Here is a 20803-nt window from a genome sequence, read left to right on the forward strand (position 1 = left end):
GAAGCACTATGAAATTCAAAACCACTGCTAATAAAACGTTAGTGGCTCTCGCAGTCGCATCTAGCTTCATGCTAGCAGGTTGTCAATCAACCGCCTCAACGCCTTCTGAAGAACAAGTTACCAATGTAGCACCAGTTGTTGCTACTCCTGCTGATACAGGTTCAGCTGAAATCACGTTAGAGCAAGCAATGGCTCACCCTGATTGGTTAGGCCGTCAGCCAGAGCGTGCTTTCTGGAATGGTGATTCTAACAGCATCGTTTATGCACAAAAGCAACAAGGCAATGAGTTACGCGATTTATACGTTCAAGCGGTAAATAGCCAATCTGCATCACAATTAGCGTTAAACAAACTACACACTGTAGGCGCTAAAAATGCCGTTTATTCTGCAGATAAAAAGCAACAGGCTTATGCATTTGAAGGTAATATCTTCGTTAAAAACCTAAGCACTGGGCAAATTACACAAATCACTCACGACAGCGCGCAGCAATCAAAACCACAGTTTTTAACTGATGGTAGCCTTGCATATCGCCAAGGTAATACATTTTATAAAGTTGATTTAGCAACGGGTCGTCAAGTTGAATTAGTTAACTTACACCTAGACGATGCACCTAAAGGTGTACAAGAGCCAGACACTTACATTGCAAAAGAGCAGCACAAGCTAATTGATTACATTGCGCTGACGCACAAAAACAAAAAAGATCGTGAAGAGCGTAAAGCACAAATCAACGAGCAAAACGACAGCATTGCTAATGCACAGTTTTATTTAGGTAAAGGTAAGCGTTTAGCCGATGTACAGCTTTCACCAAATGGCCAAGCACTTGTTGCAGTAACCACAGAAAGCCGTTCATGGCGCGATGAAGGCGATATCATGCCTAATTACATTGCCGATGATGCACGCGTTAAAGCAGAAAAAGTACGCCGTCGTGTTGCTGATGAAAAACCAATCAGCTCAGACGTTGTTTACATCGACCTTAAATCAGGCGAGCAAACAACGCTTGCATTCGATACCTTACCTGGTTTTGATGAAGACGTACTTGCAGCTGTTAAGAAAGAAAACTACGCCCGTGATGGCAAAACTTATAAGTCTGAAAAAGCACCACGTGCCATCAACTTAATGATGGATTGGGGTTGGGACCAAAGTGCAATCCAATGGAACACAGATGGTTCACAAGTGGCTCTTATGCTAGAAGCATGGGACAACAAAGACCGTTGGTTAGCCACTGTTGATACGCAAAACAATAAACTTGTTTCACAACACCGTCTGCATGACGATGCGTGGGTTAACTATGCATACAATGATTTTGGTTGGTTGAACAACTCAGACACGCTTTACTTCTTATCTGAAGAGTCTGGTTACAGCCACATTTACAAAAAGCCACTTAACGGTAAAGCAACGCAGCTTACAAAAGGCCAATTTGTTGTTTCTAACTTAACGTTAACGGCTGATAACTCTGCGATTTACTACAAAGCCAACGTTGAGCACCCAGGTCTTTACGAAATCTATCGTGTAAACCCTGCAAACGGTGAATCTGAGCAAGTAACAAACCTTGATGGTATGACTGATTACCAGTTAAGCCCAGATGAAAGCAAACTATTGCTAACTCATTCAAAAATTATGTCGCCGCCTGAGCTTTATGTTGCAGATGCAAAAGCAAATACCCAAGCAACTCAGTTAACGCATACAGTATCTGATGAGTTCTTAGCGAAAAAACTAATTGCACCTAAGATTGTTGCTGTTCCTTCAAGCCACACTGAACAGCCAATTTACGCAAAAGTATATTACCCAGCTGATTATAAAGAAGGCGAAACAGGTAAAAACCGTAAAGCGGTTATCTTTAACCACGGTGCTGGTTACCTACAAAACTCACACATGGGTTGGTCTGGTTACTTCCGTGAGTTTATGTTCCACTCACTACTTGCTTCAGAAGGCTACGTAGTAATGGACATGGACTACCGTGCATCGAAAGGTTACGGCCGTGATTGGCGTACAGCCATTTATCGTCAAATGGGTACACCTGAGATCCAAGATTTAGCAGACGGCGTAAGCTGGATGGCAGACAACGCAAACGTAGATACACAAGCTGTAGGTACTTATGGTGGTTCTTACGGTGGTTTCATGACGTTTATGGCGCTATTCACACAACCTGATTTATTCAAAGCAGGTGCTGCACTTCGTCCGGTAACTGATTGGGCTCACTACAATGGTCCTTATACGTCTAACATCTTAAACCACCCAGATGTTGACCCGATTGCTTATGAAAAGAGCTCTCCAATTTACTTTGCTGAAGGTCTTAAGAGCCATTTATTAATTAATGCGCCTATGGTTGATGACAATGTATTCTTCCAAGACTCAGTACGCTTAGTACAGCGCTTAATTGAGCTAGAAAAAGAGAACTTTGAAACAGCTATCTTCCCAGTTGAGCCGCATGGTTTTGTACAACCATCAAGCTGGTTAGATGAATACCGTCGTATTCATAAGCTATTTAAAGAAACGCTTTAATCAATAGCGTAAATGAAAAACAGCCACTTTAAGTGGCTGTTTTTGTTTGTAATAGAACTTATCCAAAAGGGGTTATTTGCAGTAAAATTCACTCACATCGAGTACAGTCTTACCTTCCTTTGAGTCGTTATCAAAAATTAAACTATCACCCTCTAAACTCATTTTATAGTCTCTCATCCATGATAGATTGGCTATTAACTCCAATTCATAGCGATTAAACGAAGCAGGGCACTTTAAATACACATAATGGTGAGCAGTTCCAAAAGCTCCAGGGTCTGATGTGTAGACATAAAAGGTGCGATATTCAAATGCCTGTTCTTGGTGAACGTAATCAGTATTTGAGTTAAACATGATGTTGAATAATATAAGTAAACCAATACCAAAGAACATTAAGCATGAATACAAAATACTAAGAATAAGGGTCAAATGAGCAATAATTTTATTCTTAAACGATTCTTTAACGATTCTGTATTTTGCTAACAACAGACAAAACCCAATACAAAGTGAGCAAAATACTATGGTGTAATAGATATTATCAAGGCTTGCCATAAACGTTGGTGAAACAAATTTTAAGTTTACCAATTGGCCAAATAGCCCAGCCAATAGAGGCCCGTAAAGGCAAAATAGGATAATGCGAAGGTAAATATCTCCTTTATTTTCATTCATTTAAAATTCCTTTTTCTAGTTAACAAAGAGCAGTTGTAAAGAGCGAGTAAGGTTACCCGCGCATTTTTAATATTTTTATAAAGACAGGCAAAGCCAACAATGTGCCGCCAATTGCGCCGATAAAGTGGGCATCAATGGCAACATTAGACGCGATTAGCTGACTCACCGATTCACTAGGGCCTGCTATTTGCTCCCAAATCACTTTAGCCCAAGTACCAGCAAATAATAACCAGCCTGCAAACATGCCTGCTTGTACATCTTTAACTGCACCCCAAATGATCACACCGTGCAGTAGGGCACTTAACCCGGTGTAAATTTGGATATCTGGGCAAAATAGCCACACACCTAAGCCACACCATAATGCAAGAATGGCAATATTAAACGCATAGCGAGCAGGGCTTGTATGTTCAGCGTGTAGCGCCCAAATTAATAAAATTCCGGCACAATTTAAGCCTAAATGGGGCCAATTTGCGTGTACAAATTGACTAGTGAAAATGCGCCAAAATTCACCATTTGCTACTAACTCACGGTTAAATTCGAGATATTCATTTAAGTTAAAAGTAGCAAATAAGGAACTTAGTATTACTAAACACAATGGCGGCAGAATATATTCTAGTTTCAGGGGCAGGTTTATCATGTTATTTTTGTTGTATCTGAGATTGTCGCCTATTGTGCACGTTTAATTTTAAGATGCCAAATACACTACGGGATTAAGTTTATTTATGTTATTCAAAACCAAAGCGCTGTTAGCTCTGTCCACCTCATTAATTTATTCAACGGCTATTTTTGCAACCCCTGCAAAAATTGAAACTCGCGAACCTGAAGCTGCTACAGGCTTTGCTCATAAACAGGTTGTTGAAGGCGATAAGTACATGGTCGCAGCAGCAAACCCTTATGCAGTAAAAGCTGGCCAAAAAATGCTTGAGCTAGGCGGCTCAGCAGTTGATGCAGCCATTGCTACGCAATTAGTACTGACACTGGTAGAACCTCAATCGTCGGGCATCGGTGGTGGTACATTTATGATGTACTTCGACAGCAAAAGCAAAAGCCTAACCAGCTTTGATGGCCGCGAAACGGCTCCAAGCAATGCTGATGAAACACTATTTTTAGATAAGCACGGTAAAGCCGTAAAATGGATTGAAGCCGTTGTAGGTGGTCGTTCTGTTGGTGTTCCAGGTATTTTAGACGCTTTTGCCACCGCCCATAAACGTTACGGCAAGTTAGAGTGGCAAACTTTGTTTGGTCCTGCCATTGAATTGGCTGATAAAGGCTTTATTGTGTCGCCGCGTTTACATCAATTATTGGCTAAAGAATTAAACCCAGGGGTTACTAAGCTACCTGTTATTCGTGACTACTTTTTCCCTGATGGTAAACCGCTTGCTGTAGGTACGGTTAAAAAGAACCCTGAACTTGCCGCGCTTTATAAAGATATAGCAAAACAAGGCATTGATGCTTTCTATAAAGGTGAAAACGCCAAAGAACTTGTGCATGCAGTGCAAAACTCAGCAGTCGCACCGGGTACTTTAACGGTTGAAGACTTAGCTAATTACAAAAGCAAAGAGCGCGCACCTGTGTGTGTTGATTATCGCCAATACGAAGTGTGCTCAATGGCACCACCTAGTAGTGGTGGTGTAGCTGTATTACAGATTTTAGCCTTACTTGAACATAAAGACATGGCTAAACTTAAACCAAACTCTGTTCAAGCACTGCATTACTTTACCCAAGCATCGCGTTTAGCGTTTGCTGATCGCAACGTGTATATGGGTGACCCTGACTTTATGCCAATCCCAACTCAAGGATTACTCGATAAAGACTACCTTGCAGGTCGTGCAAAGCTTATTTCAGAAAAAGATGCTCACGCAGAAGCAGGCACACCGCCTAACTCACTTGCTTACGCGCAAGATGATGCTTACGAGTTACCATCAACAACTCATGTATCGATCGTTGATAGCCAAGGTAATGCGGTTTCGATGACCAGCTCTATTGAAATGGCGTTTGGTTCAACAGTAATGGTGAACGGGTATATTTTAAACAATCAACTAACAGACTTTGCTTTATCGCCTACTAAAAATGGTAAGCCATTAGCTAATCGCGTTGAAGCGGGTAAACGCCCGCGTAGTTCAATGTCGCCAGTCATGGTGTTTAACAAAGACGGCAGCTTACGTTTAGTGGTTGGTTCACCAGGTGGTAGCCGTATTATTGATTATGTAGCTCAAGTGGTTGTAGGTGTGCTTGATTGGAACTTAGATGCGCAAACAGCTATTAACTTACCGCGCATTACTAATCGCAATAATTACACAAGCCTCGAAAAGGGCACTGAACTTGCCAACGCTGAAGCAGAATTTGTTAACCGCGGACACGCAGTTCGTATCCTAGATTTAAACTCTGGTTTACATGCTGTTGAAGTTAAAGACGGTAAACTTTATGGCGCAGCCGATCCGCGCCGTGAAGGCATCGCTTTAAGTGATAAAAGCCACTAAAAACAAGCTCAGCAGCCTTAAAGCTGCTGAGTTTTCATGTATACTATCTGCTATGCTATTTAGAGCATAAAATTCATTTTCTTCAATGGTCTGACAAGGTGAATTGTCATTGCAATTTCGCCTTCAAGAGTAATAATGTCAGGTCATAATTATGACGCATCAAAGCTTGGAAATATGACTACAAATACCGATCCAAATTATCTTTATATTCCTTATTCAGGCCCAGGTCTGATCGAAACGCCACTATTAAATAAAGGCAGTGCTTTTTCACAAAAAGAAAGGGAAAATTTCAACTTAGCCGGTTTACTGCCACCGCGTTATGAAACGATCGAAGAACAAGTTGAGCGTTGCTACCAACAGTATTCAAGCTTTAGCGATAATTTAAACAAGCACATTTACCTTCGTGCTATTCAAGATAACAACGAAACACTTTACTACCGTTTAGTGCGTGATCATCTTGAAGAAATGATGCCAATTATCTACACACCAACGGTAGGTGATGCCTGTGAAAAATTCTCAGACATCTACCGCAGTGCCCGTGGTCTATTTATCTCTTATGAAGATCGTTTCCAAATTGATGATATTTTACGTAATGCTACTAAAGGTAAAGTAAAAGTTATCGTTGTGACTGACGGTGAGCGTATTCTTGGTCTAGGTGACCAAGGTATTGGTGGTATGGGTATTCCAATTGGTAAATTATCACTTTACACAGCATGTGGTGGTATTAGCCCAGCTTATACGTTACCAGTAATGATTGATGTTGGTACAAACAACGAAAAACTACTTAACGACCCTATGTATATGGGTGCACGTCATAAACGTATTTCGCAAGAAGAGTATGACGAATTCTTAGATCTATTCATTAAAGCCGTTAAACGTCGTTGGCCAAGTGTGTTACTTCAGTTTGAAGACTTTGCACAACCAAATGCAATGCCATTACTAAAACGTTACCGCGATGAAATCTGTAGCTTTAACGATGATATTCAAGGTACTGCTGCGGTTACTGTAGGTTCTTTGCTTGCTGCATGTCGTGTTAAAGGCGCGAAGCTTTCTGAGCAAAAAGTTGTGTTTGTTGGTGCAGGTTCTGCGGGCTGCGGTATTGCTGAGCAAATCATCAGTACTATGGTTGCTGAAGGCATTAGCGATGAACAAGCGCGTTCTCAAATCTTCATGGTTGACCGTTTTGGTCTGCTTACTGAAGGTATGGAAGGCTTACGTGACTTCCAACAAGCCCTTTGCCAATCTAAAGATGGCTTAAGCGAGTGGACATACAGCGGTGAGTTCGCATCGTTATTAGATGTTATGCACTGTGCACAACCAGACATCCTGATTGGTGTTTCTGGACAACCTGGTTTATTCACAGAACAAGTTATTCGTGCAATGCACGCATCTTGCCCACAACCGATTATCTTCCCGTTAAGTAATCCGTCTAAGCAAGTTGAAGCGCTTCCTTCAGATGTAATCGAATGGACAGACGGCCAAGCAATTGTTGCCTCTGGTAGCCCATTTGATCCGGTTGAGTATAACGGTCAAACGTTCCCAATCCCACAATGTAACAACAGCTACATTTTCCCGGGTATTGGTTTAGGCGTTATTGCTGCCAAAGCAACACGTATCACAGATGCAATGCTAATTGTATCAAGTGAAACACTGGCTGAGTCTTCACCACGTGCAAATACTGGTAAAGGCAGCTTATTACCAGCACTAACAGAAATCCAATCGTTAAGTAAGCGTATTGCATTTGCAGTAGCGAAAAAAGCGATGGAAGAAGGTGTGGCACTTGAGCTGAGCGATGAAGCGCTATGGGCAGCCATTGAGAAAAACTACTGGCTTCCAGAGTACCGTAACTACAAGCGTCGTAGTATCTAAGCTATAACGGATTGAGTAATTGAAAAAACAGGCTTTTAACGCCTGTTTTTTTATATCTGAATAATAGGGTCTTGTTCAGATTCAATTAACCCTTTAAGGTGATAATGAAAGGAGTTTTTAATTAAGGAACAGTATTATGCGTAAGTTAGTTTTTACCGCTATGGCCGCCGCGCTAAGTTTTAATGCATTAGCAGAAGCAACACCAGATGCGCCACATATTTATATTCAAGGTAACGCAACGGTTAAAGCAATCCCAGATAACGTTAAACTGACAGTAGGTATTGTTGAAGTAGATAAAGATTTAATTGCCGCTAAAAACAAAGCCGATGCAACCATGGCGAAAGCGATTAAGCTTGCTAAAAACCAAGGCGTAGAAGAAAAGGGTATTTATGCCTCTAATATCTCAATTCATCGCCAAACAGAATATAACCGCGAAACAGGTAAGCAAAACTTTGTAGGCTACAGAGTAACGCGTAGTTTGTCTGTTACGTTAACTGATATTAAAAAATACCCGATTATGCTTCAGCAACTGGTGAACTCAGGTATTAATGAAATCAATCAAACTCAGTTTGTATCAAGCAAGTACGAAGAGCTACAAAAGAAAGCGCAAAAGCTTGCTATTAAAGATGCCCGTGCTGCTGCGAAAGAGTTTGCCAGTGATTATGGGGTTGAACTTAAAGGTCTATATACTGCATCAAGTAGCCCACTCGATACAGGTAGCCAACCTTATATGCGTGCCAGCAAAATGGTTATGGCAGAAGCTGCACCAGATAACTATGTACCTGATGCATACAACGGTGGTGAGCTTACAATTACTGCAAGCAGTTATGCGGTTTATCTAATCGAAAACTAAATTCAGTTATTGGTTGCTGGCAAACCTTGCCAGCAATTTTTCACCTTGTTGCTCAGAAATACGGGCAATCGCTTTTAGCATATTAGTAATTTGTTCACGGTCGTACTCATTACTAATATGCGTATCTATATCCTCAATAATCGCCCCTAAGTAAACAAATAGGCTATCAGTTGCTTTTTCGTTATCAGATGCTCTAAACAATATGTTTTTAAACGCCTCAAGCACATTCACCATTACATAGGCGTCATTTTTTGCATAGTTACGAATGGGCGTAAAGTTATCATGCAGCAGCTCATCGAATGATGTTTCGTGTATGAACAAGTGTGGTTTATTGTTCTCGCATCGTTTAAGCGAGTAGTTCACGTCGTAAATGTTTAAGCGCAATATAAGCAATATACTCAACATATCTATGGCTTTTACCGCAGTGCCGGGATCGTTAATACCCGGGCTCATTGCTTTAACGGCAATTTCTGAAATTTGCGTCATACCGTAGCGGTAATGGTCACTAATATATTCTTCGATATAAAAAATAAAACAGTCTAGTAATTTCTCTACCAGCTCTGGTTTGTCAGATAAGTCAGTGTCGCATTTTAAAAACGGATAACCTTTAACCGTAAAGAAACCTTGCTTAACCGAAATATAAATTTTTATACCGTGCTGTTGGCACAAGGCGCATAATTTGTCGGTATGAGCGCCCTTAAAGTAGCCTTCGGTTTTACTTTTAACACTATGCCAGTCATCAAACTCAGGAAATTGTTCAACAGGGTTTTCTTGTTGCATGTCAATTATGCATTTAAGCTCGCTTTTGGTATTTTTAAACAAGTCGTTTAGTACGTTATCGACCTGAATTGCTTTTGAAATTGAGTGAATAAAAAACACAAAAAAGCCCAGCGAAATTAAACCAAACACCAAAGAAAAGAAGATACCGAGCGATGGGATCCCCATGTCGCCATCACCAATGGTACGTATGTTTATCAACATTAATATGGTGTAGATAATACTGCCAAGATAAAACCCTAGCACTAATTGGTGTGACTTACGTGTAATAAGCCCAGGCAGCACTCGCGGTGAAAGGCTGGCACTGGCACTATTAAGCACCACCATAACCATAGAAAAGCTAAAAACGGTTAATGAGATAATACTGCCTGCAAGTGTACTGAGGATGGTTCGAGCGTTCTCTTCGCTATCGACCAGTAACACACCAATGAGCTTTTTAAATTCCATAGATAATGACGAATACTCGACCGCTGTGGTTATTAAACCAAATAATAAAAACACCACAGAGAGCATTGAAGGGTAAAAACCGATACTACTGATCATCTCGCGGTAGTTATCGGCGATTTTTCTTGGCGTAAACATGCACTTCCTTAAGAACTGTTAGACATTAAATATCATACTGAGCTAACCTAACTACTTACTTAACAGCCTAGCAATAAACAGTGCTAAGCGTCTAACTTTAAATAAAATTTGGAAAAACTGTGATTGTTTCAACGTTTGCTGCCATTTTGGCCATTTTATACATTCAACTTAGCTTTCGTGTAATTAAACTGCGTAAAGCAAAACGCATTTCACTTGGTGATGGTGGCGATGCTAGCCTACAAGCGGCAATACGCGCTCATGCTAATTTTATTGAATATGTGCCATTTTCCTTGATTATGCTATTTTTATTAGAGTACCAAGGCCTTCCAAGCCATTATTGCTATATTTTAGGGGCAATGCTCTTGTCTGGCCGTTTTTGTCATAGTTATGCACTCGCTGATAATCTGATGAAATTACGTGTATTAGGGATGATGCTAACTTTCTTAACTATGTTGATCAGTGCAGTGATGTTATTAGTTACACAGGTATTCTAATATGCAGAAGGTTGTTTTTACTTTAGTGCTTTTATTATTCTCGATTTCAGGCGTAGCTGAAGTAAAAACAATCAATGGCAAAAAAGAAATAACTATCCCTCCAGCAACACTCAATATTATTTACCCTAAAACCATGCCAAGCCTCATTGAGGATAATTATTACCCGTTGCATTTACTTAAAACAGCACTAAAAAGAAGTGGTTATAAATATACACTTACCCCTGCGGCAGAAGTGTTAGGGCAAAATCGTGTTTTAAAAGAAATCGAAAAAGGCACCATTGATGTTACTTGGACCATGACTGATAAAGAGCGAGAAGATCGTTTATTGCCCATTCGAGTACCGCTGTTTAAAGGTCTGTTTGGTTGGCGTGTGATGTTTATAAACGAGCAAAATCTAGCACACTTAAGTCAGCTAAAAACCTTAGATGATCTAAAAAGTATCTATTTTTTGCAAGGTCAGGATTGGCCAGATACCAAAATATTGCGCGATAATGGTTTAGTAGTTTCTACCTCGTTAGATTTAGAGTTTTTGTTTGTCATGCTTGAAAGAGGGCGTGGCGATTTGTTTCCTCGATCTATCCTCGAAATCAAAGACGAATATGAAGTATTCAAAAACCAAATGCCGTTAGCAGTACTTCCTCAGTTAATGCTTAAATATAAAAGCCCAATTTATTTTTTCTTTAATAAGAACGACCCAGAAATAGCCAAAGCAGTTAATAAAGGCTTAAAAATCATGCGTAAGAGCGGGGAGTTTGATGAGCTTTTTGATAAGTACAACGGCGAAATTATTAAAAACGCCCACCTACACGACAAAATTGTTATAGAATTGCGCAATTATGATTTACCAAGGTTAACCCCAGTCAACGACAAATCGCTGTGGTTATCATTTGATCAGGTGCCATGAGCTCTAAAATATTTATAATCGGTTTACCACGAACCGGCACAACCAGTATCTGTAACAGCTTTTTACAACTCGGCTATAAAACCGCCCACACAGCCTATACCCAACAAGCAATTACAACCGCAGACGTTATTGCCGATACTCCGGTATTTAGCGAATACGCCTTACTTGATGCACATTTTGCAAATAGCCGTTTTATCAACCTTGAGCGCAATTTAACTAAGTGGCTGCCTTCGATTAGGCAGTTATTAACACGTATGCACACTAATTTAATGCGCCCAGATGGTGGCTTTAATATCCATTTAAAGCGCTGTTATCTCGATGTATTTGGGCAGTATAGCTTGGCAGAATTAGAATCTGATGAATACTTAATAGCGTGCTATCAGCGTCACCAACAGCAAGTAGCAGACTACTTCAAAGGCCGTGAACAGCAGTTATTAACACTGGATGTAGCTGATCCAAACAGCCCGCAATTACTTCAGCAGTTTTTAAATACCGAGCAGCCAATTAACTTTAAACAGCTCAATATAGGCGGTAAGGTCACAGCCTGGAATGATATAAAACACCCTGATAAAGTGTCATCGACCCGAAGTGGTAAAATTGATAAATCTCTTGGTTATAATCACACGTAAAATACGTTAAAATCGCCGCCATTATAAGTTTAGTTGTTCCTTATCATGTTTGAATTGAAATACCACACGCCATTTGAATGGACAGAAGGTGTCTTAGCTGACTTCGATACCTTTTTACAAGATCATGCTGCAGCAGAGAAAAAAGCCTCTGGTATGGCTATGTCTATGCTTTCTCATTACCCAGACCGTCGTAAGCTTGTTAAAGCCATGACAGACTTAGCACTGGAAGAAATGATCCACTTTAAGCAAGTTTTAAAGCTATTAATGGAACGTGATGTATCTCTTGGTAATGACCAAAAAGATCCTTACATCAAACAAATTCGTGCGGTATTTAGAAATGGTCGTGATGAATTTTTAATGGACCGTTTATTAGTAGCAGGCGTTATTGAAGCACGTGGTCATGAGCGCTTTTCGCTTGTTGCAGAAGCTTTACCAGCAGGCAAAGAAAAAGAGTTTTATGTCGCGATTGCTAAATCAGAAGAAAAACATAAAAACTTATTCGTCGAACTTGCCTACGAGTATTTCGATAAGCAAGAGGTTGATACACGCCTTGAAGAGATCCTTATCGCTGAAGCCGAAATCTGTAAAAATATTCCGTTTACAGCAGCGCTTCACTAGTGAGATGCTTGTGTATTAGGCCTTTTAGCCTAATACACAAATTAATGTTTTATCCCAAAGCAGTAAATTAGGGACTAAAAACAATAATTAAGTCTCCAGAAAATAGTTTTGCCAATCCTAATTGATTAAATAAACAGCATACATTCATCTTTCTCTCCTATAGTTAAATTAGTACCTAACTGTGAGGAATAGAGCATGAAATGGATGATGACTCTTACGACGCTGTCGTTAATAGGGATTGTAATTACCGGTAATTCAATTTACACCGAAGTTAAAATCTTTCGTTCCAACGATAAGCCAACAGAAATAACTGCTAGTATGTATCGCTCGCTTATTTGGCATAGCGATATTTATAAAGACGATCAGTTTTTAAATACCGCGCAAAGCTACTTCAGCGATGGCAAAATTGATACGCGTGAATACAGTAAACTTACAAGTTTAGCGAGCAAAATTGCCGGCCCTATCATCTACATTCAAGAAACCGATGAGCAACTGTGGCATGCAAGGTTTACCTACAAAAAATACCTTGAAGAAAAAACGGTCGAACGACTGGCAAGTTTACATTGATGTAAACTGCTTGATCAGCGTGCTAAGCTCAACAATGGTGGGCTTACCGCTGAGATAGTTTGTATCAAGATGGTAACTATTGCCAAGCCAATAGGGCTTTTTGGTCGTGTTATGGCCATGCACAGAAAAGTCGATACTTGGATTTATTAGCGGCTTTTTTGCTTTGGTTAAGCTTCTATCCCAAAGCAATGCGCCAATCGCTTGTTGTATTTCTTGTTTAGGATTTTGCCAATCCCAATCAGCACAGGTGGTATGCGATAAGCCAATTTTTAATGTGCCGTATTCAACATAGTAAGAAAGCGGGCATCTAAGTAGCTGCTTACAGGCAAGTGCGAGTTCTTCATCGGTTGCTTCTAGATGCCAACGGCCGCCGTTCTCAACCCATAAACGGTAGTAACCTTTATCCTTTGCAAGTAAAGACTCAAGCAACATATGCTCGTGATTACCAAGACACATATGTACACCAAGTTCTGTAAAACGCGCAAGTAACGCTATGCTGTGCTCACCCCGGTCAATCACATCACCCAGTGAAAACAAAGTATCTTCGCTTGGGTTAAAATTAACAGAGCAAAGCGCCTGTTCAAATTTAGTTAAATCTGCATCTAAATCGCCAATAACAAATACACGTTTACTTTCATTAATTTGCATCTTAACTTGAATTAGATTTTGCGAGGCAAGAGGGCTTTTAACTAAATTCAAAATACATTCCTTTAACCAGTGTGTAGCTTAAGACTATCATAACTCGTTGCTATTTTAGCACTGGGTGGTTATTATCTAGCCTCACCTTTTAGGAGTTACCGCCAACATGAATAACTAAACCTGTTATCCAATTTCATTTTTATCTTTTGGATCAACAGGGTTAGTAGGCGTTGCTCACTATCACTTTTAATATGTTACTTCTCGTGTGATCAAACGCTTATGCCCCTGTAATACAGGAGGCACTATGCCACAACTTCAAGCTTTTAATTTATGTTATCAACATGGCAATGGTGATGTTGTTTTTAACGACCTTTCATTTTCACTCACAGCTAAAGTCACCGCGTTAGTCGGCAGGAACGGCTGCGGTAAATCTATATTAGCGTCAATTCTTGCTAAGCAAAGAGAGCCTAGCTCTGGCAAGGTTGTTTGCCATTCAACCCTTGGCTTTTATAAGCAAATGAACGATGTAAATCAGGCTGAAAACCTAAAAATTGCAGAGGCTATTGGGCTAGAGCCTGTGTTTAATGCCCTTGATGCTATAAACCAAGGGCAAGTTACAGAGCAAAACTTAACTTTGCTTGAAGGTAATTGGGATTTAGCAGAGCGCTTTAATGCAGAACTTATAAGGCTTGGCGTAAACAACAAAACCCCAAACTCATTAAGCAAATATTTAAGCGGAGGCCATCTTAGCCAATTAAAGCTTTGGGCACTATTTACCTGCATAAAGCGCGATATTTTAATATTGGATGAGCCATCAAACCACCTAGATGCAAAAGGCAAAAGCTGGCTTATAAAGCAAATACACAACTTTAAAGGGCAATTATTACTAATAAGTCACGACCAAGAATTATTAGAACAAGCCCATGAAGTTTGGGAAATAACAACCCTTGGCTTAACACAATATGGTATGTGTTTTTCTGAATACCTAATACAAAAACAGCAGCAAGTTGCTGCCCTTGAAAATAAATTAAACCACGTTGTTAAACAGCAAAGTAAGCTCAAGGCAGCAGAGCAACTACAAAAGCAAAAAGTACAAAAACGAGCAGGCCAAGGCGCAGCGCTGAGAAAATCAGGCAGCCAGCCTAAAGTGTTGATGGATGCTAAAAAAGATAAAGCCAGCGCTAATTTATCATCACTAAGTAAAAATACCGCTAAGCGAGAATGTGAGCTCACACGTAATAAGCAACAACTTTCTAGCAAGCTTGAACAAACTAAAGCGCAGCAATTTTATTTAGCGCAATCAGATGCAGCTAAGCACCATAAAGTACTTAGCCTGGAAGGTGTTGTATTAGCACACGGCACAAAAAAGCCGCTTAATTTTCAGGTGTTCAGTGATGATAAAATTCATTTAGCGGGTGCTAATGGCACTGGTAAATCAACCTTACTTAAAACACTTATTTTCGAAATACCAGTAAAAGCAGGGCAGTTACATTGCAATCAAGCACTCTATTATTTAGACCAACATTTTACATTAATAAACAACGAGCTAACCCTGCTTGAAAACGTGATGACTTACTGTAAAAAACTAGATGAAAGCACCGCACGTACTCTACTTGCCAGTATTGGTTTTAGAAAAGACGCTGTTTTTAAAAAAGCCGAATTTTTAAGTGGTGGCGAGAAAATGAAGCTCGCTATGTTTATCGTCAGTAATATTGAAAGTACTGCATTTTTGTTACTCGATGAGCCCGATAATCATCTAGACCTTGAGTCAAAACAGCTCTTGGCTCAGTCATTACGGGGTTTTAAAGGTGGGTTTATACTCGTAAGCCATGATAAATACTTTGTAGAAAGCATCGGCTGTAATAAGCAAATTGGTTTATAAAATAGCCATTTATATATTAGCATGCTAGGGTGGTTGTAGGTACATTACAAGGAATGACTATGAATTTTACAGCCGCTTACCGTATTTTTACTGCTTTATTCATGCTGATAGTAACCATAGGTTTAGGCATGACACTCAATGATTTTACCTCAGTAGTATACGTGTTCGTGCCGTTATTATTGATGCTAGGTACGTCATTTATGCTATTTTTTAAACAGCGAAAACTGCGATTAATGCTGTTTGCAGCACCAATCGTTATTCTTTACGGCTTTGGCTTTTACCCTTGGCTTACAAATTACCAAGAAGTCGCCGTTGCATCATCTACTTCAACCCTCGATTTTATCATTATCCCAGTATGGGCTACCTTATATGGCGCGGGTTTTGTCGTGCTGCATGAAATAGCGCTGGGTGTTTCTAAGGCGTTTAATTGGGGGAAGTGAAAAAAATTATTAGCCTTGGTCTTTCAGATACATGAATAAATTTGACTATATTTTTAATAATAAAATCTCAGATGAAATTGCAGACATTTACCGGGTTAGTAAGGAGTCGTATTATTTGGGCGAGTTGTACCGTAGAATCCGTAAGTATAGCGGTAGGTTATCAGCCCTAAATCAACGACCACAGGAAGTAGATAAAAGCATTCTTAATTAGGTTGAATTTATGTGGTGTGCAGCATTTAAGTCAACAGCAAGTTACAAGTATATAGTCGCTGAAATGGGTTTAACTGTTCAAGTAATTCAATCAAGAAAGAACATTGATCGCAAATAAATTCAGCATTGATTGCGTAAAGAGACTGACAAATCAACACTCGAGATAATTATGTTATGTTTTAGCTTCACTTGTGGAGCTAATTACAAACCTTTGATTCACCTTAGTTAGCTTCTTAGTCTCACATTCTACGAATATTATTTTATTGTTGTTCGAATAAATTACATACCCGCATACCTTTTCTTCCTGATCTTTTATTGTCAGGTTAGTTTTCAAGAAGTGTTTATAATTCTCTGTATTCTTCTCATATTCGTCTACATAATCATGAACCCGGTAAAAAGTGTGGTAAGTTAATGTTGAGCAAACGATTAAATACATTATAACTTGAGGTTTACAGATAGCTGAAAACACAAAATTTCCTCTTTTAATGTCTTCAGACTTATTAAGAAGTTCTTGTGCAGATTCTGTCGAATTGGTGTAAATCAGATTCGAAATTTTCTTTTCAGCTACTTTTACTTCTAAGCTGTTTGAAAACATAAAGAACCAACTCACCCACTGTAAAATTAGAGTAATAATCAGCATAAAAACATTTAAGGATCTTTTAAGTCCAATAGAATCAAGGGTGAAGCTGTAAACCTCTGAAAAATCGATATACTTTAGATAAGATACCTCCCACAATTGGAATATACTTGATGAAATATAAATACAGAAAAGAGTTGTACAAAGAATAACGAAGCTACTGAACACTATCCAATTATCCTTTAGATAGTTTAAAAATTTTAAAATTATCTTTTCCATGTATTACCTATAAGTAAAGCTAAAACGTCCTAATTTAATTGAGTTTATCTTCTATCTAGCTTTTTCTAAAGGAGATTCCTTAATGAACACTAAAAATCGATTAATTACCGTTGGTATGGCACTAGCTGCTTTTGCTGTTATCAACAAAGTTCGCGCTCTGCGTCCAGTTAAAAACTTAATTAACTAGGAACCGTCAATGCGCAATTTTTCTAAACTTCCAAGTATTACAGGCGTTGAACCAGGTAACACAGTTTCTTTCTACGTTCCCGTTGGCCTGAGATACTACAAAAATCTACTTCAAATATTCAGACGCAACATAAAACAGATTGGAAACTACTTAAAACCTACTCAAATACAATAGGTTGAGCATTATTAACGATGCCTACTAAGCACGAATCAAAAAGGATTTGAATGGTGGAGTTCATTGACATTTTATAGCTAAGTTCCTAGACCGTAATTGGTTTGGCTAATTTGCGATTAAAAACGCAATACCGCGTTTTAATCGATGGTTTAGTTGATGCTGAAACCATAACGATAGCGGCTAAGGGGTAGGGCATGACAGTCGATGCAAACTCAATAAACTTACTTTTCATTGTTATTGTGCAAATTGGTGGCGCGTTCGCCACCGTTGCCGCAGTGAAAACAGATATTACTTGGATTAAACAGGTAATTAAAAAACACGGTGAAGATATTACGAAACTACAGGACAAATTATGATAGCAACATTAGGTAAATATTTAGCAGCTAAATTGCTGACCGAAGCATTTATAAAACGAGTATGCTTAGCAACGGCTAAGCACTTAGCAAGTAAGTCAGAAAATAAGCTTGATGATGAAATTGTTCAGGCTTTACAGGATGCACTAAGATAAGTACTGTGTAAGTTCATAGAATTTATTAAGGAAAAAGCGTGAGTGAAAAAACAATTTAGTTAATCTCATTTCATACTATTTTAAAAGCACAATGGAATATGCAAACTCTGATGAATTTAAAGAAAAGAAGATAGAAAATCAAAGGTTTATACTTAACCGTATAAAAGAAATTAAAGACGAGGACAACCCTGAATTAAAAAGGATTTTAGAAAACATTAAAAGTAATCTTAAGGCTAACTCTAAATAGAGTTAGCCTTTATTTTTGAAAGGTCGTTGGTTACTTTGCGTATTCTTTTCATCAAACTTACATCCCTAGAAATAATGCCATCTTCATATTCTTTTATAAGTTTAGGCATGGGTACACGCCCTCTAGACCATTGTGGGGCTAACTGCTTTGCCTCATATGATAAACCTTTCCCTAAATCATCAATAATATTACTTAACTCTTCAAGTAGAGGGTCAATGGTTTTGTGTAAATTATCATTGTAATACGAAAAATCTGCTGAAAACTTGACTATTTCATACTGTATTTTTCTATATTCTGTCATTAAATCACTGAGCAGGTGAATTTTTTCAATCTTTTTTTCTTCTGTATAATTAGCTGACTTTTTGTGTATGAGCTCTAGCATCCTTATATCTCTTATAATCTTGCTACTCGATTTATATAAAATATCATTAATAAAAGCTCTAAATTCTTTTGCGCCACTAAGACTCTGAATCGTTTTGTATTCTTTAATTGCAAAAACAAATGCTAAAATTGTAAAAACACCACCTAAAAAACTACCTATACTAGATAATGTTACAGTAGCTGAATTCTTTTCACTTAACATTAATACTACGCCTAAAGAGGCTATTAAAAATAAAATTAAATAAATTATCCAAGTAAAATTAATAAATAATTTCATGAAACTAAATTTGTTTTTTTGTTGTGAATCCATCTTAAATTTCCATAAGTGCTGCACTAAAAGTGCAGCTATGATTTTATGCGGTTTTCTTATCTCCATACTTTAACACAATATCTTTTAAAGCAAGCTGATCACTCATTTTGATTAAGTCATGACCAATGATTTTCAGCGTTTCACTGGCTTCAACTAGGTCATACAAGTGTTCAATTTGAGCTTGTAGGGCATCTACATGGCTTTCGTTAAACGAAGCTTGTTGTAGAAACCAGTCATAGTTAATGAACTTAAAGCCATAACGGTACGGGCAGTGAAACCAAAATTGCTTTTATATTTTTGGGAAGCCATACCAGAAAGGCATTTCAAATCTAGGTTTGTAATAACTTACCGTTGTGGACTTATTTTAATGAAGTAAGGCGTGTTGAAAATTTACAAATTAAAAATGAGCAGTTCATAAAAAGCTATAACTTCGTGAAAACCAATATTAAACAAAAAAGGGCTGAAAAACCTTAAAATCTAACGACTAATGAACCTGCTTATAAAGATAAATATGTTATTTAACATAATATAAATTATAGGAAGTAAAGTATCTATACACAGCTATACCTATTCTCTGTGCATGTTAAGTCCAATACTAGACGGTATCGGACATTAAGGTGGTGTTTTATCATATTATTCATTTTATTAGTGCTTGTTTCTTGAGCTTAGTTATCTCATGACTTATATTAAAACTATCAACTTGAGATGTAACGATAAGATGTAAACGATATGGAATTTGTGAAGCCGTTAGAACCTATTCTGATAATCGATGATATGCAAGATATCCGCGACTATCTAAATCAAATTTTAACTGGTCTTGGTTTTGACGATATTTTAGAAAGTCGAGATTTTGAATCAGCTAAAACAGTTATTGAAGAAAAGTCGCCTAACGTTATCTTTCTTGATATTGAACTACCTAATACTGACGGTACTGAAATTCTTGAATACTTAAATGACCGCCATCCTCATACTCATGTTGTTATGTGCTCAGGCCATAATAGCCTTGAGAATGTGCAAAACACTTGGGAATTAGGCGCTAAAGGTTTTATCGCCAAACCATTCAACGCAAAAAAAGTCGACTCTGTTATGAAACGTCTAGAATTGATGGAAACCATAACAAATTAAGTAGTTTATGAATTCGACAATCCAACTCATTATAGATGACCTATCAACGGTCATTTTTGGTAAGCAACAACAAATCAAACTCGCCTTAACGTGTTTATTTAGTGAAGGCCACCTGTTAATTGAAGATTTACCTGGCATGGGAAAAACCACTTTATCTCATGCACTTGCCGCAGTTCTTGGCTTGTCATATCAACGTATTCAATTCACTAGCGATTTATTACCTTCTGACATTCTTGGTACAAACATCTTTGATGCTAAAGAACATAGTTTTACTTTTCATCAAGGCCCAGTATTTAGCCAAGTTGTATTAGGCGATGAAATTAATCGTGCAGGCCCTAAAACACAAAGTGCACTGTTAGAAGCAATGGAAGAAAAACAAGTGACGGTAGATTCGGTTAAACACGCCCTACCATCACCATTTTTTGTGATTGCAACGCAAAATCCAGTGCATCAATCTGGTACTTACCCGTTACCTGAGTCACAATTAGACCGCTTTTTCATGCGTATTAGTTTAGGTTTTCCTGATAAACAAGCTGAGAAAAACCTCATTTTAGGCCTAAACAACCGTAATTATGACGACTTGCCTGTTCGCATTAATCCTGAGCAACTTGCTGTTATTCAAAAAGAAATTAATAAAGTAACGATAAGCAACTCGGTGGTTGATTATATCCTTGAGCTAGTTGCGTTTACTCGCCAAGATAAACATTTTGTAAACCCATTATCTCCAAGAGCCAGCATTGCGCTTGCCCGAGCTGCAAAGTCATGGGCGTATATTGAAGGTCGTGATTTTGTAATGCCTGAAGATGTAAAAGCGGTTTTTCCTAGTGTGACTGATCACAGGCTTGGCTTAAACGCTGGTGACAGCGGCTATGCACTTAAACATGTGCCTGTAAGCTTATAAAAC

20 protein-coding genes are annotated in these 20803 nt (G+C 38.5%); 15 read left to right on the forward strand and 5 right to left on the reverse strand.

All coding sequences use genetic code 11. From position 1 onward, the window contains the following. Positions 1-8 precede the first annotated feature (8 nt). On the forward strand, positions 9-2501 hold the full coding sequence (locus AUR67_RS08920) for a prolyl oligopeptidase family serine peptidase (RefSeq protein WP_058585000.1): 2493 nt from the start codon (positions 9-11) through the stop codon (positions 2499-2501). Between the two features lie 72 nt (positions 2502-2573). On the opposite strand, the gene AUR67_RS08925 is transcribed toward AUR67_RS08920, so the two are convergent. Further along, on the reverse strand, positions 2574-3167 hold the full coding sequence (locus tag AUR67_RS08925; protein WP_058585001.1) for a hypothetical protein: 594 nt from the start codon (positions 3165-3167) through the stop codon (positions 2574-2576). A gap of 52 nt (positions 3168-3219) precedes the next feature. Further along, complete coding sequence (gene rrtA, locus AUR67_RS08930; RefSeq protein ID WP_058585002.1) at positions 3220-3804, reverse strand: rhombosortase; 585 nt, start codon at positions 3802-3804, stop codon at positions 3220-3222. An 85-nt stretch (positions 3805-3889) separates the two neighbouring features. Between rrtA and ggt the strand changes: the two genes are divergently transcribed. The 3 genes from ggt (at position 3890) to AUR67_RS08945 (ending at position 8369) form a co-directional block, all read left to right on the forward strand. Then, complete coding sequence (gene ggt / locus AUR67_RS08935; RefSeq protein ID WP_058585003.1) at positions 3890-5647, forward strand: gamma-glutamyltransferase; 1758 nt, start codon at positions 3890-3892, stop codon at positions 5645-5647. 174 nt (positions 5648-5821) lie between these two features. Continuing rightward, positions 5822-7516 (forward strand): NAD-dependent malic enzyme, encoded by a 1695-nt coding sequence (locus AUR67_RS08940; protein WP_058585128.1) that lies wholly within the window; start codon positions 5822-5824, stop codon positions 7514-7516. Positions 7517-7652: 136 nt separating this feature from the next. Continuing rightward, complete coding sequence (locus AUR67_RS08945; RefSeq protein ID WP_058585004.1) at positions 7653-8369, forward strand: SIMPL domain-containing protein; 717 nt, start codon at positions 7653-7655, stop codon at positions 8367-8369. A 6-nt stretch (positions 8370-8375) separates the two neighbouring features. Here AUR67_RS08945 and AUR67_RS08950 read toward each other — a convergent pair whose 3' ends face one another. Continuing rightward, a complete protein-coding gene (locus AUR67_RS08950; RefSeq protein ID WP_058585005.1) occupies positions 8376-9728 on the reverse strand; it encodes a DUF2254 domain-containing protein in 1353 nt (450 codons plus the stop codon). 119 nt (positions 9729-9847) lie between these two features. Between AUR67_RS08950 and AUR67_RS08955 the strand changes: the two genes are divergently transcribed. The 5 genes from AUR67_RS08955 (at position 9848) to AUR67_RS08975 (ending at position 12940) form a co-directional block, all read left to right on the forward strand. After that, positions 9848-10222 carry an MAPEG family protein gene (locus tag AUR67_RS08955; RefSeq protein ID WP_058585006.1) on the forward strand — a complete coding sequence of 125 codons (375 nt, stop codon included), beginning with the start codon at positions 9848-9850 and terminating at the stop codon, positions 10220-10222. A 1-nt stretch (position 10223) separates the two neighbouring features. After that, on the forward strand, positions 10224-11126 hold the full coding sequence (locus tag AUR67_RS08960) for a substrate-binding periplasmic protein (RefSeq protein ID WP_058585007.1): 903 nt from the start codon (positions 10224-10226) through the stop codon (positions 11124-11126). Further along, on the forward strand, positions 11123-11755 hold the full coding sequence (locus AUR67_RS08965) for a sulfotransferase (RefSeq protein ID WP_058585008.1): 633 nt from the start codon (positions 11123-11125) through the stop codon (positions 11753-11755). Before AUR67_RS08960 ends, AUR67_RS08965 begins: the two co-directional genes overlap by 4 nt. A gap of 45 nt (positions 11756-11800) precedes the next feature. Further along, on the forward strand, positions 11801-12373 hold the full coding sequence (locus tag AUR67_RS08970) for a tRNA-(ms[2]io[6]A)-hydroxylase (protein ID WP_058585009.1): 573 nt from the start codon (positions 11801-11803) through the stop codon (positions 12371-12373). A gap of 195 nt (positions 12374-12568) precedes the next feature. Further along, positions 12569-12940 carry a hypothetical protein gene (locus AUR67_RS08975; protein ID WP_058585010.1) on the forward strand — a complete coding sequence of 124 codons (372 nt, stop codon included), beginning with the start codon at positions 12569-12571 and terminating at the stop codon, positions 12938-12940. Here the strand turns inward: AUR67_RS08975 and AUR67_RS08980 are convergent. Further along, positions 12932-13639, reverse strand: coding sequence for a metallophosphoesterase (locus AUR67_RS08980; protein ID WP_058585011.1), 708 nt, complete (start codon positions 13637-13639; stop codon positions 12932-12934). The two genes, AUR67_RS08975 and AUR67_RS08980, sit on opposite strands and share 9 nt — an antisense overlap. 244 nt (positions 13640-13883) lie before the next feature. On the opposite strand from AUR67_RS08980, the gene AUR67_RS08985 reads away from it, so the two are divergent. From AUR67_RS08985 to AUR67_RS21280, 4 genes are all read left to right on the forward strand, one after another. Further along, positions 13884-15461 (forward strand): ATP-binding cassette domain-containing protein, encoded by a 1578-nt coding sequence (locus AUR67_RS08985; RefSeq protein ID WP_058585012.1) that lies wholly within the window; start codon positions 13884-13886, stop codon positions 15459-15461. 59 nt (positions 15462-15520) lie between these two features. After that, positions 15521-15901 (forward strand): hypothetical protein, encoded by a 381-nt coding sequence (locus AUR67_RS08990; RefSeq protein ID WP_058585013.1) that lies wholly within the window; start codon positions 15521-15523, stop codon positions 15899-15901. Positions 15902-17522: 1621 nt separating this feature from the next. Then, the gene (locus tag AUR67_RS21275; RefSeq protein WP_160318713.1) at positions 17523-17684 is read left to right on the forward strand and encodes a hypothetical protein; all 162 of its coding nucleotides are present in this window, start codon (positions 17523-17525) and stop codon (positions 17682-17684) included. Further along, the gene (locus AUR67_RS21280; RefSeq protein ID WP_201024583.1) at positions 17681-17836 is read left to right on the forward strand and encodes a hypothetical protein; all 156 of its coding nucleotides are present in this window, start codon (positions 17681-17683) and stop codon (positions 17834-17836) included. The genes AUR67_RS21275 and AUR67_RS21280 overlap by 4 nt, the downstream gene beginning before the upstream one ends. Before the next feature lie 239 nt (positions 17837-18075). Here AUR67_RS21280 and AUR67_RS09000 read toward each other — a convergent pair whose 3' ends face one another. Then, entirely contained in the window at positions 18076-18774 is a 699-nt protein-coding gene (locus AUR67_RS09000; RefSeq protein WP_058585015.1) for a hypothetical protein, read from the reverse strand. Positions 18775-19503: 729 nt separating this feature from the next. Between AUR67_RS09000 and AUR67_RS09005 the strand changes: the two genes are divergently transcribed. Both AUR67_RS09005 and AUR67_RS09010 read left to right on the forward strand, forming a co-directional pair. Further along, entirely contained in the window at positions 19504-19899 is a 396-nt protein-coding gene (locus tag AUR67_RS09005; RefSeq protein ID WP_054553848.1) for a response regulator, read from the forward strand. A gap of 7 nt (positions 19900-19906) precedes the next feature. Beyond that, complete coding sequence (locus AUR67_RS09010) at positions 19907-20800, forward strand: AAA family ATPase (RefSeq protein WP_058585016.1); 894 nt, start codon at positions 19907-19909, stop codon at positions 20798-20800. Positions 20801-20803 lie beyond the last annotated feature (3 nt).

The sequence above is a fragment of the Pseudoalteromonas sp. XI10 genome (assembly GCF_001469895.1).
Classification (GTDB): domain Bacteria; phylum Pseudomonadota; class Gammaproteobacteria; order Enterobacterales; family Alteromonadaceae; genus Pseudoalteromonas.

What these genes read in the sequence shown, in the direction of transcription:
- AUR67_RS08920 (WP_058585000.1), top strand. Translation starts at nt 9, where the DNA reads ATGAAATTCAAAACCACTGCTAATAAAACGTTAGTGGCTCTCGCAGTC.
- ggt (WP_058585003.1), top strand. Translation starts at nt 3,890, where the DNA reads ATGTTATTCAAAACCAAAGCGCTGTTAGCTCTGTCCACCTCATTAATT.
- rrtA (WP_058585002.1), bottom strand. Translation starts at nt 3,804, where the DNA reads ATGATAAACCTGCCCCTGAAACTAGAATATATTCTGCCGCCATTGTGT.
- AUR67_RS08970 (WP_058585009.1), top strand. Translation starts at nt 11,801, where the DNA reads ATGTTTGAATTGAAATACCACACGCCATTTGAATGGACAGAAGGTGTC.
- AUR67_RS08975 (WP_058585010.1), top strand. Translation starts at nt 12,569, where the DNA reads ATGAAATGGATGATGACTCTTACGACGCTGTCGTTAATAGGGATTGTA.
- AUR67_RS08945 (WP_058585004.1), top strand. Translation starts at nt 7,653, where the DNA reads ATGCGTAAGTTAGTTTTTACCGCTATGGCCGCCGCGCTAAGTTTTAAT.
- AUR67_RS09005 (WP_054553848.1), top strand. Translation starts at nt 19,504, where the DNA reads ATGGAATTTGTGAAGCCGTTAGAACCTATTCTGATAATCGATGATATG.
- AUR67_RS08925 (WP_058585001.1), bottom strand. Translation starts at nt 3,167, where the DNA reads ATGAATGAAAATAAAGGAGATATTTACCTTCGCATTATCCTATTTTGC.
- AUR67_RS21275 (WP_160318713.1), top strand. Translation starts at nt 17,523, where the DNA reads ATGACAGTCGATGCAAACTCAATAAACTTACTTTTCATTGTTATTGTG.
- AUR67_RS08950 (WP_058585005.1), bottom strand. Translation starts at nt 9,728, where the DNA reads ATGTTTACGCCAAGAAAAATCGCCGATAACTACCGCGAGATGATCAGT.
- AUR67_RS08990 (WP_058585013.1), top strand. Translation starts at nt 15,521, where the DNA reads ATGAATTTTACAGCCGCTTACCGTATTTTTACTGCTTTATTCATGCTG.
- AUR67_RS21280 (WP_201024583.1), top strand. Translation starts at nt 17,681, where the DNA reads ATGATAGCAACATTAGGTAAATATTTAGCAGCTAAATTGCTGACCGAA.
- AUR67_RS08960 (WP_058585007.1), top strand. Translation starts at nt 10,224, where the DNA reads ATGCAGAAGGTTGTTTTTACTTTAGTGCTTTTATTATTCTCGATTTCA.
- AUR67_RS08965 (WP_058585008.1), top strand. Translation starts at nt 11,123, where the DNA reads ATGAGCTCTAAAATATTTATAATCGGTTTACCACGAACCGGCACAACC.
- AUR67_RS09000 (WP_058585015.1), bottom strand. Translation starts at nt 18,774, where the DNA reads ATGGATTCACAACAAAAAAACAAATTTAGTTTCATGAAATTATTTATT.
- AUR67_RS08985 (WP_058585012.1), top strand. Translation starts at nt 13,884, where the DNA reads ATGCCACAACTTCAAGCTTTTAATTTATGTTATCAACATGGCAATGGT.
- AUR67_RS09010 (WP_058585016.1), top strand. Translation starts at nt 19,907, where the DNA reads ATGAATTCGACAATCCAACTCATTATAGATGACCTATCAACGGTCATT.
- AUR67_RS08940 (WP_058585128.1), top strand. Translation starts at nt 5,822, where the DNA reads ATGACTACAAATACCGATCCAAATTATCTTTATATTCCTTATTCAGGC.